Source organism: Chryseobacterium sp. BIGb0232, assembly GCF_024810195.1.
In the GTDB taxonomy this organism is placed as follows: Bacteria; Bacteroidota; Bacteroidia; order Flavobacteriales; family Weeksellaceae; genus Chryseobacterium; species Chryseobacterium pennae.
In genome coordinates this window covers 203,260-220,061 of the sequence record NZ_JANUEH010000006.1, presented here as the reverse complement: position 1 = coordinate 220,061, position 16,802 = coordinate 203,260, and the positions used below count along the sequence as shown (strand labels likewise).

The 16,802-nt window shown below is 34.4% G+C and carries 19 protein-coding genes; 9 read left to right on the top strand and 10 right to left on the bottom strand.

Going from position 1 to position 16,802, the window contains the following annotated elements; genetic code table 11:
- The 3 genes from M2372_RS15685 to M2372_RS15675 are packed head-to-tail and all read left to right on the top strand — an operon-like array spanning position 1 to position 2,021.
- On the top strand, positions 1–1,140 hold the full coding sequence (locus tag M2372_RS15685) for a beta-ketoacyl-ACP synthase III (RefSeq protein WP_123321137.1): 1,140 nt from the start codon (positions 1–3) through the stop codon (positions 1,138–1,140).
- Positions 1,140–1,571, top strand: a complete 432-nt coding sequence (locus tag M2372_RS15680; protein WP_123321136.1) for a hypothetical protein — start codon at positions 1,140–1,142, stop codon at positions 1,569–1,571. Before M2372_RS15685 ends, M2372_RS15680 begins: the two co-directional genes overlap by 1 nt.
- 6 nt (positions 1,572–1,577) lie before the next feature.
- Positions 1,578–2,021, top strand: coding sequence for an ABC transporter permease (locus M2372_RS15675; protein WP_115969994.1), 444 nt, complete (start codon positions 1,578–1,580; stop codon positions 2,019–2,021).
- Between the two features lie 575 nt (positions 2,022–2,596).
- Here M2372_RS15675 and M2372_RS15670 read toward each other — a convergent pair.
- Entirely contained in the window at positions 2,597–5,509 is a 2,913-nt protein-coding gene (locus M2372_RS15670) for an insulinase family protein (RefSeq protein ID WP_123321135.1), read from the bottom strand.
- A gap of 420 nt (positions 5,510–5,929) precedes the next feature.
- On the opposite strand from M2372_RS15670, the gene M2372_RS15665 reads away from it, so the two are divergent.
- From M2372_RS15665 to M2372_RS15640, 6 genes are read left to right on the top strand one after another with little or no spacing between them, the layout of a single operon-like run.
- Complete coding sequence (locus tag M2372_RS15665) at positions 5,930–6,334, top strand: hypothetical protein (protein WP_115969992.1); 405 nt, start codon at positions 5,930–5,932, stop codon at positions 6,332–6,334.
- Positions 6,335–6,386: 52 nt separating this feature from the next.
- Positions 6,387–7,382, top strand: coding sequence for a BtrH N-terminal domain-containing protein (locus M2372_RS15660; RefSeq protein ID WP_123321134.1), 996 nt, complete (start codon positions 6,387–6,389; stop codon positions 7,380–7,382).
- Between the two features lies 1 nt (position 7,383).
- Positions 7,384–8,142, top strand: a complete 759-nt coding sequence (locus M2372_RS15655; RefSeq protein ID WP_123321133.1) for an ABC transporter ATP-binding protein — start codon at positions 7,384–7,386, stop codon at positions 8,140–8,142.
- Positions 8,129–9,397: an ABC transporter permease gene (locus M2372_RS15650; protein ID WP_115969989.1), complete on the top strand. Its 1,269-nt coding sequence runs from the start codon at positions 8,129–8,131 to the stop codon at positions 9,395–9,397. The genes M2372_RS15655 and M2372_RS15650 overlap by 14 nt, the downstream gene beginning before the upstream one ends.
- Positions 9,398–9,448: 51 nt before the next feature.
- The gene (locus M2372_RS15645; protein ID WP_123321132.1) at positions 9,449–9,877 is read left to right on the top strand and encodes a thioesterase family protein; all 429 of its coding nucleotides are present in this window, start codon (positions 9,449–9,451) and stop codon (positions 9,875–9,877) included.
- Positions 9,874–11,016 (top strand): beta-ketoacyl synthase N-terminal-like domain-containing protein, encoded by a 1,143-nt coding sequence (locus tag M2372_RS15640; RefSeq protein WP_123321131.1) that lies wholly within the window; start codon positions 9,874–9,876, stop codon positions 11,014–11,016. The genes M2372_RS15645 and M2372_RS15640 overlap by 4 nt, the downstream gene beginning before the upstream one ends.
- A 57-nt stretch (positions 11,017–11,073) precedes the next feature.
- On the opposite strand, the gene M2372_RS15635 is transcribed toward M2372_RS15640, so the two are convergent.
- From M2372_RS15635 to M2372_RS15595, 9 genes are all read right to left on the bottom strand, one after another.
- Positions 11,074–11,781 carry a hypothetical protein gene (locus tag M2372_RS15635; protein ID WP_123321130.1) on the bottom strand — a complete coding sequence of 236 codons (708 nt, stop codon included), beginning with the start codon at positions 11,779–11,781 and terminating at the stop codon, positions 11,074–11,076.
- Between the two features lie 175 nt (positions 11,782–11,956).
- Positions 11,957–12,259 carry a hypothetical protein gene (locus tag M2372_RS15630; protein WP_123321129.1) on the bottom strand — a complete coding sequence of 101 codons (303 nt, stop codon included), beginning with the start codon at positions 12,257–12,259 and terminating at the stop codon, positions 11,957–11,959.
- Positions 12,259–12,822 (bottom strand): DUF6705 family protein, encoded by a 564-nt coding sequence (locus M2372_RS15625; RefSeq protein ID WP_123321128.1) that lies wholly within the window; start codon positions 12,820–12,822, stop codon positions 12,259–12,261. The genes M2372_RS15630 and M2372_RS15625 overlap by 1 nt, the downstream gene beginning before the upstream one ends.
- The gene (locus M2372_RS15620; RefSeq protein WP_148060815.1) at positions 12,822–13,397 is read right to left on the bottom strand and encodes a DUF6705 family protein; all 576 of its coding nucleotides are present in this window, start codon (positions 13,395–13,397) and stop codon (positions 12,822–12,824) included. The genes M2372_RS15625 and M2372_RS15620 overlap by 1 nt, the downstream gene beginning before the upstream one ends.
- Before the next feature lie 309 nt (positions 13,398–13,706).
- Complete coding sequence (locus tag M2372_RS15615; protein ID WP_123321126.1) at positions 13,707–14,279, bottom strand: DUF6705 family protein; 573 nt, start codon at positions 14,277–14,279, stop codon at positions 13,707–13,709.
- Between the two features lie 355 nt (positions 14,280–14,634).
- Entirely contained in the window at positions 14,635–15,111 is a 477-nt protein-coding gene (locus tag M2372_RS15610; protein WP_123321125.1) for a hypothetical protein, read from the bottom strand.
- Positions 15,111–15,671: a DUF6705 family protein gene (locus M2372_RS15605; RefSeq protein WP_123321124.1), complete on the bottom strand. Its 561-nt coding sequence runs from the start codon at positions 15,669–15,671 to the stop codon at positions 15,111–15,113. Before M2372_RS15605 ends, M2372_RS15610 begins: the two co-directional genes overlap by 1 nt.
- Complete coding sequence (locus tag M2372_RS15600; RefSeq protein ID WP_123321123.1) at positions 15,671–16,231, bottom strand: DUF6705 family protein; 561 nt, start codon at positions 16,229–16,231, stop codon at positions 15,671–15,673. The genes M2372_RS15605 and M2372_RS15600 overlap by 1 nt, the downstream gene beginning before the upstream one ends.
- Positions 16,231–16,800: a DUF6705 family protein gene (locus M2372_RS15595; RefSeq protein WP_148060814.1), complete on the bottom strand. Its 570-nt coding sequence runs from the start codon at positions 16,798–16,800 to the stop codon at positions 16,231–16,233. Before M2372_RS15595 ends, M2372_RS15600 begins: the two co-directional genes overlap by 1 nt.
- Positions 16,801–16,802: the final 2 nt, after the last annotated feature.

The window sequence follows — 16,802 nt, the reverse complement described above, 5'->3', positions numbered from 1 at the left end:
ATGTACGACGTATTTATAACAAAAGCTTCAAAATATTTACCCAATGAACCGGTATCAAATGATGAAATGGAGACATATCTTGGGCTTATCAATGACGCACCTTCTAAAGCCAAATCACTTATTTTAAGAAATAATAAAATTACTACCAGATACTACGCTTTAGATACAGAAGGAAACCCTACGCATTCCAATGCACAGCTTACCGCAAATGCAATCGAAGGACTTTTTGATGAAAATTTCAAAAAAGAAGATATGAAGCTCTTATCCGTAGGAACTACGTCTCCGGATCAGATCCAGCCTTCACATGCTTCTATGGTTCATGGTGAGCTGAACATCGGAAAATCTATTGAGATCAACACAGCTACCGGACTTTGCAACTCAGGGATGAATGCCCTTAACTACGGATTCCTTTCGGTAAGAGCCGGAGTACAGGAAAGCGCAGTATGTGCAGGTTCTGAAAGAATGTCTGCATGGATGACGGCAGATAAATTCAATCATGAAGCTGAAAATTTAATATTATTAGAAGAAAGGCCTATCATTGCCTTCAAAAGAGAATTCCTTAGATGGATGCTTTCTGACGGAGCAGGTGCTTTTTTATTAGAAAATAAACCCAGAGAAAACGGAATTTCTTTAAGAGTGGAATTTATCGATTTCTATTCTTACGCTCATGAGATTGAAGCATGTATGTATGCAGGATGTGACAAACAGGAAGACGGAAGCTTAAAATCATGGGCAGATTATCCGTCTGACGAATGGCTGAAGCAATCTATTTTCGCTATCAAACAGGATACAAAGATTCTGGATAAATACATTCTTGTAAAAGGTGCTGAAAGCTTAAGGGCCTCTTTCGATAAACATAATCTGGATCCTGAAAAAATTGACCACGTATTGGCTCATATCTCTTCGGGGTATTTCAAAGACGGGTTAAAAGAAGAATTTGCTAAAAAAGGAATGGATTTCCCTGCTGAAAAATGGTTCTACAACCTTTCTGAGGTAGGAAATATCGGAGCCGGATCTATCTTTATCGCCTTAGAGCAACTGATGAACTCCGGAACATTGAAAAAAGGAGAAAAAATTCTTCTTTGCGTTCCTGAAAGCGGAAGATTTGCCTATTCTTGCTCTTTATTAACCGTTTGCTAATGGAAAACAGACTGCCAACATCCGATAAAAATTTTGTAGAAAGCCTTATTCCACAACGTGCCCCATTTGTCATGGTCCATGAGCTTTCGGAATATTCTGAAAACCATCTTATTTCCGGATTTGAAATTAAAGACAGTAATCTATTTGTTCAAGACGGATTTTTTCAGGCTTCCGGGCTGATTGAGCATCAGGCACAGAGTGTAGCACTTCATACAGGGTACAAGTATTATCTGCTTGGAAAAGACGCTCCTACAGGATACATTGGAGCCATCAAATCTTTTGAAGCTGAAATATTGCCTAAAGTTGGAGATCAGCTGAAATCGGAGGTAACCATCCTCAATGAAGTAATGGGAGTAACTCTGGTAGACATCGTTACGAAATTAAATGATGAAGTAATTGCAAAATCTCAAATGAAAACTGCTGTAAAATAACTTTTAATGGAAATCAGGGAAGAAAATATCATCAATATTCACAACTTTTTACCGCATCGTGAACCGATGCTTATGGCAGACTATATTCTGGAACTGACCAAGGAAAAAGTAGTGACTTCCTTTGAAATAAAAGAAAACAATATATTTGTTCATAATAATGAATTTGTAGAAGCAGGTTTAATTGAAAACCTGGCACAGACCTGTTCATCCATCCTTGGACAAAGCTTCTTTGAAAATCCTGAAGCCAATACCAAGGTGATAGGTTTTATTACTAATATTAAAAAGATTGAGGTTTTCGGGCTTCCCAAAGTAAATGACAAGATCATTTCAAAAGCATCACTGATTTCCCAGTTTGAAAATATCTGCCATATCTTCTGCGAAACGTTCAACAATGATGAATTGTTGATAAGAGCGGAGATTAACCTGTTTATTCAGGAGGTAAAATCATAAAAAGAAAGAAAAAGACTTTAAAAGCTGTACGTTTTGTGCAGCTTTTTGTTTTACAATGATTGATATTTTTTCTTTATTGTTTTAACGCTACGGTCGCAAAGAAAGTGCTTATTTCTATTTTTTTAAGTTCGCAAGGGCGTTTCACCCAGCCAAGATTCCTGACTATTTTTGAGAGAGAGAGTATTGTGTCCCCGGTAAATAGGTTTTGGTTAAAGCCAAAGTAATTTTATTTTTTATTTAGGAAAGCTTTTAGCCCTCCTCTATTGAATTAAAACCCAACAAACTGATCAAAGATATTTCTTTCTTCCCTTGCTAAGTGAAACGCCTTTGCGATCGAAAATATCCACAATGGATAATCCTTTTGCAAGCTCTTGAGTTAAAAACAATAACCCAACACCTTATAAATGATTGCACCTATTTGTGGAATTATTCGTAACATTTATGCTTAAACAGCCTTATATTTCACGTGAAACATTCTACAATTCTGTGGAACATTCACTATCAGACAAATACCATATTCAAACAAAAAAGTGGAGCATTTCTGCTCCACTTCACCTATTATTAAAACTAAAATATTAGTATCCGAAAATCTCTTCAAGAGACAATTCCTGGAACTCTCCCATCTTGTTGATGGATTCCATATTCAGGTTTTCTTTTTTACCGATGATCGCCGTATTGTATTGTACAGGTTTCACCTCAGTGTTGTAGAATCCTGTAAGCTGAGGCAATGTCAGCCCCTGAATTTCAGCGTATGTATCTTTTCTGATATCATAATCAACACCTAGCTTTTTAAGTGCCAACTGACTAAAGAAAATATTCGTTCTGTTGATTCTGTTGGATGCAATCTGTTTCAATGCTGACCCTTTTGCATTTTCAAACTGTGTTGGAATCTGTGGTAATTCAGCCATTAGCTCACTCATTGCATTTACAGCTAAAGGAAGTTTGTTAGACTGTGTTCCAATATAGTTGGTAATATAGTTAGCATGCCCTTTTTCTGAAGCGTTAGCATAAGAAACATAAGCAGAATAAGCTAAAGATTTACTTTCTCTGATCTCCTGGAAAACAATAGAAGATAAGCCTCTTCCGAAGTATTCATTGAACACATTTGCTTTTCCGAAATTGTTTAGGTTTACAGGGCTTGCTTTTGCTACTTTAGCCATTTCCATCTGTACCATATCATAGTTTGTGAAGTATACTTTTCCTGTTGTAGCAGGTTCTGCATATTCCTTAGCTTTTGCAGGCTGCAGACTTGTATTGGTGATATAAGGTTTTACAGCATTTTCCATACCTGCCTGATCTTTTCCGTAAAGCAGTATCTGGTAAGGATATTGGTTCAGCGTTTTTACCTTTTTCATTAATTCTGTAGCATCAATGCTCTCAAGGCGTGCTTTGGAGATAACATCTATCATTCTGGACTCCTTTCCATATTTTGCATAGTTGGAAAGTGCTCCCATAATTCTCACCTTATCTTTCTTACCTGCTTCTCTCGCCTCAAGAATTGTTTTTACCGTCTGGCTGTAAACAGCTTTATCTGCCTTTACATTTGATAACCAATGATTCATTAATTCTACGCCTTTCTTCATATTGCTTTCAAGCCCGGATAAAGTAATAGTCGTTTGATCATTCGATGTTATGAATCTATAAGAAACCCCCAGCTTATAGAACTCTTCCTTCAGTTGCTCCGGAGTATATTTATCCGTTCCAAGGTATTCGAAAACAGTACCTGCCAGCGAAAGTTCTTTATCATTATCTGTTCCGAAAGGGAAAACATAACTTATCTGAGCAATTTCATTGTATTTATTCTTTACAAAATTTACCGTTTTGTCTTTTATCTTTGAAGTCTGAATCGCAGTTTTATAATCGATGAATTCAGGCTTAATTTCAGCAACTTTAGTATTTAAAATATCTTTAAGGAAAGGCGATTGAGCTTCCCTGTTCAGTTTAATAGGTGTAATTCCCGGATTTTCTACACGAACAAGCTTATCATTCACACCCTTTTCTTTGTAAACAACCACATAGTTATCCTTAAAGAAATCATTGGCAAACTTTACAACATCAGCCTTAGTAATCTTTTCGTATTGATTGATCTCATCCAGCTCCTGCTCCCAGGTTCTCCCCTTAATATAAGAGTCGTAAAGCTCAGTAGCCAGGCCGTCAGCTGTTTCAAAACCTTTCATACGCTGAACTTTCTTATCATTTACAATAGCTTTAAGAAGCCAATCCGGGAATTGTCCTTTTTTAACCAGATCAAGCTGGTCCAATAACAATTTTTTAGCTTCATCAAAACTTTGCCCGTCCTTAGGTGTAACAGATAATGCAAACATTCCATACATTTTGAATGGAGATTCATAAGCACCTGCACCTAAAGTTTTTTGCTTTTGATTGATATTAAGGTCGATCAACCCTGCATCTCCTCTATTGCTTAGAATTTCAGCGACTACATCTGCAAGTCTAGCCTCCTGCGTTCCATAAGAATCCGTTCTCCATGCCATTGTCATTCTTGGAGTAGAGGGGCTTTTTACTGTTCTGGAAACAACCTGATTCATTGGAGCTTCCGTCACCATCTTTTTCATCGGAATATCCTTGTATTTGAAAGATCCGAAATATTGGTCAACTAACTTTATAGTTTTATCGAAATCTATATCTCCAACCAATACTACCGCCATATTATTAGGCACATAGTAGGTATCAAAATACTTGTGTATAGCAACCATTGAAGGGCTTTTCAGGTGTTCAGAAGTACCGATAGTGGTTTGCTGTCCGTTGGGATGTTTTGGAAAAAGGGCTTCCATCAAAGCATAGTTTACCAAACGTCCGTCATTATCCTGAGCTCTGTTGTACTCCTCGTACACGGCTTCCAATTCTGTATGGAAAAGACGAAGTACCAGTTCTGAAAAACGTTCCTTTTCAACCCTTAACCATTTTTCCAGCTCATTGGATGGAATATTGTTTTTGTAAACAGTTTCATCCAGCCAGGTATGTGCATTGGTTCCTGTGGCACCTAATGAAGAAATAGCTTTATCATATTCATTCGCAATGGCAAATTTTGAAGCTTCCTGAGATACCTCATCTATCTTTTTATAGAGCTCTTTTTTCTTTGCCGGATCCTTCTCTGCTTTATGCTGTTCATAAAGATCGGAAATCTGCTGTAATAAAGCTTTTTCTTTTGCCCAATCCTGGGTTCCAAGATGCGAAGTTCCTTTGAAGACCATATGCTCTAGGTAGTGAGCAAGTCCCGTATTATCACTTGGGTCATTATTAGATCCCGTTCTTACCGGAATATAAGTCTGGATTCTTGGGGCATCTTCATTTTTTGCCAGATAAACCTTCAATCCGTTTTTCAGAGTGTAGACTCTTACTCCTGCCTGGTCATTCTTTACTGTTTCATAAGTATAACCCTGAGCATCAGTTAATTTCTGAGTATCGAATTTCTGAGCCATAGCACTAAGCATGCAGAAAAGCGAAACAGAAATAAAAATTTTTTTCATAGTTAGTATTTAATCGTTATTTTTTAATCCAAATTTCAAATCCATTAGTCTTATAATATGGGGTACTTGTTACAGCTTCCATTATAAGTATTAACAGTATTTCTTAAGATTTCATTACATCCCGATAGTTAAACATCCTTGTTTTAAAAACTGAGAAAAACAGTTTTTTTTATACTATCTGAGCCTGAACGATGAAGATAAAATTAATTCATGCCTTATATAAACGGGAAAATAAATTCATAAGTACTGAAGTGTAAGCCCTGACCAAAACACTGATATCACCTCTATTTCATAACAATATCATGATCAGGTTTGGCATAATTTTCATATTATGTATTTTCACTATTTTAGCCACCTGATTAAAAGAATCAAAACAGGTGAATCTCATTTCATCTGGAATCTAAAAAATTAAACATTCAGATGAAAAAACAAGACCTGCCTCAAGACGAAAGTAATCTGAAATCCGCTAACATGACAGAAGTTCTGTATGTAACGGATGAAAATGATAATTATACAACAGCCAACAGTACGGGCTGGGATGCCAAAAAAGCAGCTTTGGACGAGTCCATGGAACTGATACATGAGAGAATTGAAGAAGCCAAACAGAACGTTGCCAATAATATCGTAAGCCCTATCGTTTATTTTATGGAACATAATAAAATGGATCTGGGAGTATTGGCCTCTTATGTAGGAATGTGGCAATGGAGGGTAAAAAGACATTTCAAACCCAAAGTATTTAAAACACTGAGCGAAACTGCACTGAAAAAATATGCCGATGCATTTGGGATTTCAGTGAATGAACTAAAAAACTTCGACGGGAAATAAATAAGGTCATATACCCCATTTTATTCACCTATGAAAAAGATATAAACTGCAAATGAAATTAAACTTTGAACACCATCAGACTGCGCATTGCGAAAACGGTGTTGCTTCTAATTTACTGCTTAACAGAGGACTGAAACTAAGCGAACCTATGATCTTCGGAATCGGTTCTGGACTGTTTTTTGTCTATCTTCCTTTTTTAAAAGTGAATTTTGCTCCGGGCTTCAGCTATCGTCCGATGCCGGGTGCTATTTTCAGTAAAGCAGCGAAAAGATTAGGAATTAAAATCAAAAGAGAAAAATTCTCGAATCCCCAGGATGCTCAAAAAGCACTGGAGAGAAACTTAGCACAAAATATCCCTACAGGACTTCAGGTAGGAGTTTTCAACCTTACCTATTTCCCTGAAGAATATAAATTCCACTTCAATGCCCACAACCTGGTTGTATATGGGAAAGAAGATGGAAAATTTCTTATCAGTGATCCGGTGATGGATTATACCACAACTCTTACCGAAGCAGAACTTGAAAAAGTAAGATATGCCAAAGGAGCACTTCCTCCAAAAGGACATATGTACTACCCTATTTATATTCCTGAAGATGTTCATTTGGAAGAAGCTATTAAAAAAGGGATTAAGGATACCTGTAAAAATATGCTGGCTCCGGTACCACTTATCGGAATAAAAGCTATGAGATGGGTTGCTAAAAGTATCCCGAAATGGGCAGAGAAGAAAGGAACAAAAGTAACCAACCATTACCTCGGCCAGTTGATCAGAATGCAGGAAGAAATTGGAACCGGAGGCGGAGGTTTCAGGTTTATTTATGGAGCATTTCTTCAGGAAGCGGCTGTTATCCTTAAAAATGATGAACTAAAAGAACTTTCAAAAGAAATTACCTCTATTGGGGATCTTTGGAGAGATTTTGCAGTAGATATTGCCAGAGTGTACAAAAACAGAAATGCTAAGAGCGACATCTACAACACTTTATCAAAAGCAATGCTTCATATTGCAGATTTAGAAGAAGCTTTCTATAAAAAACTGAGAAAAGCGATCTGATATGGCAGAAAATATGATTGAGATTAAAAATCTATATAAAAAATACAAAAATTCCGACGAGTTTTCTGTGAATGATATCTCCTTGAATATCGACAAAAACGAGATCTACGGAATTCTTGGGCCCAACGGAGCTGGAAAAACTACTTTGATTTCTATGCTTTCAGGGTTAATAAAACCTACTTCAGGACAATTTACCATCAATGGAATGTCTCCACAAAAAGACAATTTCAAGATCAGACAGATTATGGGAATTGTTCCACAGGAATATGCACTCTATCCTACCCTTACCGCAAAAGAAAACCTGATGTTCTTTGGTAGCTTATACGGATTAAAGCATAAACAACTTACCAGAGCCATTGATGATTCCCTGGAAATCATGGGGCTTTCAAAATTTGCCAATAAGCAGGTAGGACAATTCTCAGGAGGAATGAAGCGTCGCTGCAACCTCATCGCCGGAACCCTTCACAATCCGAAAGTATTGTTTTTGGATGAACCTACAGTAGGAGTAGATGTACAATCTAAAAAAGTTATCATAGATTTCCTTTTAGAACTGAATAAAAGCGGAACGTGCATCATTTATACTTCCCACCATCTTTCTGAGGCCGAAGAATTCTGTACCAAGATTGCTATTATTGATAAAGGAAGAATTCACGCAGTAGGAACTCCCGAAGAGCTTGTTTCTCAGATTGCCCATGCAGAAAACCTTGAAGATGTTTTCATTTCATTAACCGGAAAAGAATTAAGAGATGTTGTTGTATAAACTGTGGAGAAGCTTTATTAAGGAAATTCTTCTGCTAAAAAGAGATATCGGAGGAATTGTCATTATTTTTGTAATGCCATTACTTTTGATTGTAACGATTACCCTGATTCAGGATTCTACCTTTAAAAATCTTGAAGGTTCAAAAATTCCGATCATTTTTATTGATAACGACAAATCTGAGGTTTCCAAAAATATAAAAGGGGAGCTGGAAAACAGTAAAACATTCCAGTTACTGACTAATTATAACGAAAAATCGGCTCAGGATGCTGTATTTGCAGGAGATTATCAGATGGCTATTGTCATTCCTGAAGATCTTACGAAGGATTTAAATTCTAATATCGATTCCAAAGTTCAGGCTATTGTAAGCTCATTTGGTTTAGAAGGTGATTCTGCAAAAACAAAAATAGAAGCTCCGAAAGCTAAAGAGATTCATTTATATTTTGATCCTGCCACTAATGCCGGATTCAAAAATTCGGTGATGAACTCAGTGAACAAAATGGTTTTTGAGATCGAAAATAAAAAGATCTATAAAGCATTCCAGGATCAGCTGGGAACAACTGAAAACCTTGAAGAGAATAAGAACCTCATCAGCTTCAAGGAAATCACCCCGAAAAAAGGGGAAATGGATATTATGCCGAATTCTGTTCAGCATAACGTTCCTGCCTGGACTCTTTTTGCAATCTTTTTCATCGTAGTTCCTCTATCCATCAACCTGGTAAAGGAAAAAAGCCAAGGTACAAGTGTAAGAGCAAGAATAAGCCCTACCCCTTATTTCGTTCATATTTTAGGAAAGACATTTACATATCTTATTATCTGTATCATTCAGTTTTTATTGATGGTAGCTGTAGGTATTTATCTTTTTCCCTATATGGATCTCCCAGCATTTGATGTATCCGGAAAAATGTTCCAGCTTATTACGGTAACTCTATTCTCCGGCCTTGCCGCCATTGGGTTTGGAGTATTATTGGGAACGATTGCTGATACACAGGAACAATCTGCACCTTTTGGAGCAACATCTGTAGTAGTATTGGCAGCAATCGGTGGAATCTGGGTTCCGGTATTCTTAATGCCTGAATTCATGCAGACGGTAGCCAAATTTTCACCTATGAACTGGGGATTGAATGCTTATTATGATATTATTCTAAGAAACAGCGGAATCGGAGGTATTGCCAAGGAACTGGTATTCCTGTTTTTATTTTATCTTGCCACAGTATCCATTTCTATTTTTTACGAAAGAAAACTTCATAATATTTAATCGATTTTATTATTAATATTGTCTGGAATTTCCTGACAACTAAAAAACAACATGCAGTCTAACGAAAATATATTAACCTGTACCGAAGAAGTAAGAGTACGATTCAATGAAACAGACCCGCTGGGAATTGTCTGGCATGGGCATTACATTGTGTATTTTGAAGACGGAAGAGAAGCTTTTGGACGTCAGCATGGTCTTACCTATCTTGACATTCAGAACGCGGGCTATGTAACGCCTATTGTAAAGAGCACCTGTGAACATTTTCTTCCTTTAAAATACGGAGAAACATTCAGGGTTGTAACGACTTTTATCAATTCTGTCTCTGCTAAGCTTATTTATAAGTATGAAATTTTCAACCAGGAAAATAAACTAGTATGCAGTGGAGAAACCATTCAGGTATTCCTGGACAGCAATGGAAGTTTATGTTTATACAACCCGGAGTTTTTTCAAACCTGGAAAGATGAAATGGGATTATCATGAAGAAGGAAATTTATATCACAGACTACAACTGCGTAACTCCCCTTGGCTTCGATGTGGATTCTAATTGGGAAGCTCTTTTAGCAGGACAATCAGGAGTTGCTTTACATCAGATTATAGAAAATCAGGACGCTTTTTATGCTTCCTGTATCAATTCTGAAAAACTGGATGAAGAGTTCGACAGAAACTTCACCGGAAATACTGCTCAAAACTTCACAAGACTGGAAAAAATGCTGCTTTTAAGCATGAAACCTCTTGTTGAAAAACATACTATTTCTGAAGAGACAGCTTTCATTCTATCTACAACAAAAGGGAATATCAGTCTATTAAAAAATCAGACTGAACTGCCTGAAGGTGTCTATTTATCGCAATTAGCCCAGAAAATTGCTGATTTTTTCGGATTTAAAACCAAGCCTATTGTAGTATCTAATGCCTGTGTTTCCGGGGTAATGGCTGTTGCTGTTGCCAGGAATATGATTCAGGCAGGAAAATATAGAGATGCCTTTGTAATCGCAGGAGATGAAATTTCTGAATTTGTAATTTCCGGATTCAATTCATTTCAGGCTATTGGTTCAGAGCCTTGCAAGCCGTACGATAAAAACAGAAATGGGATCAATATTGGTGAGGCAGCGGCCGCCGTTTATATCACTGCTGACCCTTCTGAAAATGAAAATTTCAGATTTAAAGTATCAGGAGATTCAGCCATCAATGATGCCAATCATATTTCCGGCCCTTCCAGAACAGGAGACGGCTTATACGGAAGCATCAGAAATGCTATGGTGGAAGCTAATGTTTCCGCAGAACAGATCGATTTTATTTCTGCCCACGGAACGGCAACAGTATACAACGATGAGATGGAAAGCATAGCATTCAGCAGAATGAACCTTCAAAACGTCCCGCTTAACAGCATGAAAGGATTCTATGGCCATTGTTTAGGGGCTTCGGGATTATTGGAAAGCATCATTTCTATGGAAAGTGCTCTTCAAAACACTTTACTTCCTTCTAAGAATTTTGAAGAAATGGGGGTTTCCCAGCCGTTGAATATTATCAGAGAAAACCAGTCAGCAACAGTAAAGTATATTCTGAAAACGGCTTCTGGTTTTGGAGGCTGTAATGCGGCGATTGTGTTGGAAAAATGTTAATTCTACCTATCATATAAATAATAAAAACCACCCAATTCTGGTGGTTTTTATTATTGTTTAGTAAGTATCAAATCTTTTTTCCCGATAAAAGCTAACTTCTTTTTTGACAATATTGAGCTTAGCAATTCCACTCCGCATACCAATAAAAATATGTTCTTCATCGAATACAGCTACGGAATTTGGATATAGGCCTCTCCAAAACTGATTCCTAAAAATAAGTATTGCTTCTTGATTCACTACTTTATAAAAACTATGATGAGAAACAATATAAATAATATTATTAAATACAGTTAATGCTTCTAGGGCGTCTCCAAATGATTCTATTTTTTTATATGTAAAAACTGAATCTTTGTTTAATTCATACAAACTTCCCCAAATACCTGAACCTTCAGTGAAATAAATTTTGTTCTGAAATTTGAAGATATCAACAATATTTCCAAATTTTATTTTTACAATTTTTTCTTTGTATTTTTTAGGCTCAAAATATAATTCCCCTCCCCATTCTCCTTTATTTTCTCCAATTAATTTTCCATCTTCGATTTCTAATTCAGAATTCTTTTTATAATAATTGGTCTTTTCTACTACCAATCTATTATTCTCTTTTTTTACAGCATAACAATCCTTAGAACTAATGAGATCATACCATTCTTTAGACTCTACTTTAGGAATTGGATACTCACTAAAATTATCTGGAATCTTTATTTCTTGTCCTGCACAATAAAAACAGAAATAGAGTATAAATAATATAAACGATTTTTTCTCCATTGTTAAATATATCGACCTTTTGAATTATTGAATTACTGTTTAGTGAAAATCAGATTTTTTGTTTCTGGCAGATAAATAGTTATATCAGGATTTCCTGGACAATTTTTGGTTGTTAACACTGTATCATTAGGAAGATAAGTCCATGAAACCTCCGTATTACTTATTTTTTTAAGGTTTATACTACCCCAACCTGCGCCACAATTAGTTCTGATATAATAAAATTTACAATACCATTATTAACAAACATACTCGTTATTGCTTTCCTATCACACTCATACTGAATATTACTGTTATTTTGCACTTCCACTCCACTTGAGTTCTTTACAATATAATTGATATTCAATGCATTTTGATAATAAAAATCTGTTGTTTTAGGCATTTTAAATGTTTTATGCTCTTGTCTGGTAATCAAGAAAGTAATTGTTTTTCCACCAAAATTAGCAACCAAAGTTCCTAGTATTTTAAATAGATCATTCATTATTGCTTGGTAAGTATTATATTTTGTGGCAAAGGATCAGGACGTTGGGATTGTGGCAACCCATGATAAAAACAATCATTATCTGTCCAATCACTATTTTGATAATACTTCCATTCCAATTTTGTTTTAACTGTATCTATAAAATTGATAGCAATATTTCCTGTTATATGACATAACTCTGGATCATTATAAATCAAAGAATATTTATTGCCATATCTTCTAAAATTAATTCCCTGAATTTTAGCTTGATCATCTGAAGATTTAATATTATCAAATAAAGTATGCTCATTAGAATCTTTTACAATAAACCGCCCGACTAAATAATCTCTATAGCGTTTAACATCATTATCATATTTGTTAGTGATTTTTTTTAAAGTAATAATAAATATTTTATTGTTCCATTCTCCCCTCCAAATACCTTCATATGCTTGTAATTCATTATTAGTATCTTTTTCATAAGAATTATTCAAAAGGTTTATTTCGGTAGGTCTTAATGAATATATTGTTTGTGCTTCACAAGAAAGCACAACAAATATTCCTAGTATTTTAAATAAACATTTCACTATTGCTTAGTAAAAATTAAATCCTTCGTTTCCGGTAAATAGATCTTTGTATCTAAAGTTGGAGGACATTTACTGGCTGTTGTTACAATATCATTGGGCTTATATTCCCATGAGATTTGCGTTGAGTTGATCTTCTTTAATTTAATTTCTCCAAAACCAACGTTACAATTAGTTCCATTATATATTAACTCTGCTTTATTTCCATTTTCTGTAACCCATAAGCTGTAAATTGTATATTTAAGGCTATTGTCTGGTAATCCCATATTTTTAGTATCTTGTAATATAGCGCCAGAAGGATCTTTGGCAATGTATTTTACAGATAAAACGTCCCTGTAGATTTGCTTTCCTTTAGTATTAAAAAGCTTGTCATTTTCTTTAGTAATATATAGAATGATTTGAACTCCATTATAAACTGATGAGTATATACCTACAAATTTTTGAAGTTCATTGTTTGTATCTTTCAAGTGAGACATAGTAGGAATATTATTTACTGAAGTTAACAAAGGATAAGTTTGTTGTGCTTTACATGATATAAAGCTTAATAATATGCATGAAATTATTATTATCTTTTTCATATTTTTTTTAATTTAAATTATTATACAATGCGAATTAAAGATGAATCATAATATTATGGGCAAGTTGTTCCAGTAGGTATCCCATTGCCATCTAAGGTTACATTATTAACTGTTCCATTAGCTTCTACCCATTGTAAATTCACATTTCCGTCCAACCCCATATTTTCAAAGAATCAAAAAATAGTTTCTCTAATCCTTTTTCATTGAGATCCCCCTGCCACATTTTTGATATAAATTGTTTCCTCTGTGCAGGGAAATAAAACACTCTAGAACAACAGAGACTGCCTTACATTTGACAGCCTATTATTCTTATTGCTTTGTGAATATTAAATCCCTTGTCTCCGGTAAATAGATTTTTGTATCCAAAGTTGGAGGACATTTACTGGCTGTTGTTACAATATCATTGGGCTTATATTCCCATGAGATTTGCGTTGAGTTGATCTTCTTTAATTTAATTTCTCCAAAACCAACGTTACAATTAGTACCTCTAAAAATAAAGTTGATTGTATTTTCAGTAGGCTCAGTACTAATACTAAATATAGAGGCAATATTAAGATTGTTATCTTGGGTGCTTTGTAAAGTAACTCCTGCAGAATTTTTTATAGTATATTTAACTACTAAAGCATCTCTGTAAAACTGCTTTGTTGAACGCTTTTCTAACCTATTTTCTTCTTTAGTAATGAATAATGTAGTTTCGAATCCATTAAAAATAGCTCTATAAATGCCAATATATGGAGCTAGTTCATTATTGGTGTCTTTTATATGTGCTCCATTGGGAATATTTAAAAAAGGGGTGTTAAGCGGCAAGGTCTGTGCTTTACAAGACATTAAATTTATAATTAACGTCAATGCTAATATTATTTTTGATTGTATTATTTCCATTTTAAAACTGATTAATTAGGGCATGGAGTTACGGCAGGCATACCATTACTCTTTAATATTATTATATTATTTACTGTTCCATTAGCTTCTACCCGTTGTAAGTTCACTTTTTCATCCAATCCCATATTTTCAAAGAATCAAAAAATAGTTTCTCTAATCCTTTTTCATTGAGATCCCCTGCCCCATTTTTGATATAAATTGTTTCCTCTGTGCAGGGAAATAAAACACTCTAGAACAACAGAGACTGCCTTACATTTGACAGCCTCTTATTCTTATTGCCTAGTAAAAATTAAATCCTTCGTTTCCGGTAAATAGATCTTGGTATCTAAAGTTGGAGGACATTTAGCGGCTGTAGTTACAATATCGTCAGGACGATACTCCAAGATAGCTGAGTTGGGCTAATTTTTTTTAACATTATTCTTCCCCAACCAACACTACAATTCGTTCCACTGTAAAAAAAAGTTATTGTATTTTCTGTAGGGTCAGTATCAATACTATATAATTCAATGTTATATGTATTATTATTCTGGGTGTCTTGCAAAATGGATCCAGAAGAATTTTTAACAGTATATTTTACAACTAAGGCATCTCTATAAAATTGTTTTGTTGAACGTTTTTCCAATTTATTGTCCTCTTTACTAATATACAGTATAATTTCATTACCATTAAAATTAGCTTTATAAGTTCCAACATATGGAATTAATTCATTATTAGTATCTTTTATATAAGCATTATTTGGAATATCTACTAAAGAAGTATTTAAAGGAAGTGTTTGTTGCGCATGGCAAAAATACGCAACAAATATTCCTAGTATTTTAAATAAACATTTCACTATTGCTTAGTAAAAATTAAGTCCTTCGTTTCCGGTAAATAGATCTTTGTATCCAAAGTTGGAGGACATTTACTTGCAGTTGTTACAATATCATCCGGACGATATTCCCAAGAGACTTGTGTAGGGCTAATTTTCTTTAAGAAAATATCTCCCCATCCAACACTACAATTTGTTCCACTGTAGATTAAATGTACAACATTTCTATCAGATCTTATCTTAGTACTATATAGTGAAATATTATATACATTATTATTTTGAGTGTCTTGTAGAATGGTACCTGTAGGGTTTTTCACAATGTATTTTACTATTAATGCATCTACATAATAACTTTTTTGGCCGGTGTTCTCTAATTTGTTTTCTTGTTTGGTAATAAATAAGGTAATTTTATTACCATTAAAGTTAGCTTTGTAGATTCCTACATAAGGATTTAATTCGTTATTAGTATCTTTTATGTAAGCACCATTAGGAATACTTGAAAAAGCAGTATTTAAAGGAAGTGTTTGTTGCGCATGGCAAAAATACGCAACAAATATTCCTAATATTTTAAATAAACATTTCACTATTGCTTAGTGAAAATTAAATCCTTTGTCTCTGGTAAATAGATTTTTGTATCCAAAGTTGGAGGACATTTAGCGGCCGTAGTTACAATATCGTCAGGACGATACTCCCAAGATAGCTGAGTTGAATTGATTTTTTTTAGGCGGATATCTCCCCATCCTACACTACAATTAGTTCCACTATAAAAAAAATGTACTGAGTTTTGATCAGGTCTTGTACTAATGCTATATAATTCAATATTATACACATTATTATTTTGTGTATCCTGTAAGGTAGCTCCTGCTGAATTTTTAACAATATACTTTACTATCAATGCATCCATATAGTAATTTTTTTTAGCACTTTCTTCTAATTTATTTTCTTGTTTGGTAATGAATATGGTAACTTCATTACCATTAAAGTTAGCTTTGTAGATTCCTATATAGGGATTTAACTCATTATTAGTATCTTTTAGTTGAGCACCATTAGGAATAGTTGAAAAAGCAGTATTTAAAGGAAGTGTTTGTTGCGCATGGCAAAAATACGAAACAAATATTCCTAATATTTTAAATAAACATTTCACTATTGCTTAGTAAAAATTAAATCCTTCGTTTCCGGTAAATAGATCTTTGTATCTAAAGTTGGAGGACATTTGCTTGCTGTTGTTACAATATCATCCGGACGATATTCCCAAGATAACTGAGTTGAATTGATTTTCTTTAAACGAATATCTCCCCATCCTACACTACAATTAGTACCCGTATAGTTTAATAATGCTTTATTTCCATTTTCAGTAACCCATAAGCTAAAAATTGTATTTAATTTATCAGATTTAAATGTCATATTTTGAGTAGTTTGAAGAATATTACTAGAAGAATCTTTTACTGTATATCTCACATAAAGAATATCCATATAAATTTGCTTATTCCCATAATCAAAAAACTGATCACTTTCTTTTGTAATATAAAAAGTAATTTGATTTCCATTATAATTTGATACATATGTTCCTACAAAAGATTGAAGCTCATTATTTGTATCTTTTAAATGTGACATATTAGGCACACTATCTACAGAAGTCAATAATGGATAAGTTTGTTGTGATTTACAAAAAAACACAGCAAATATTCCTAATATTTTAAGTAATCTACTCACTA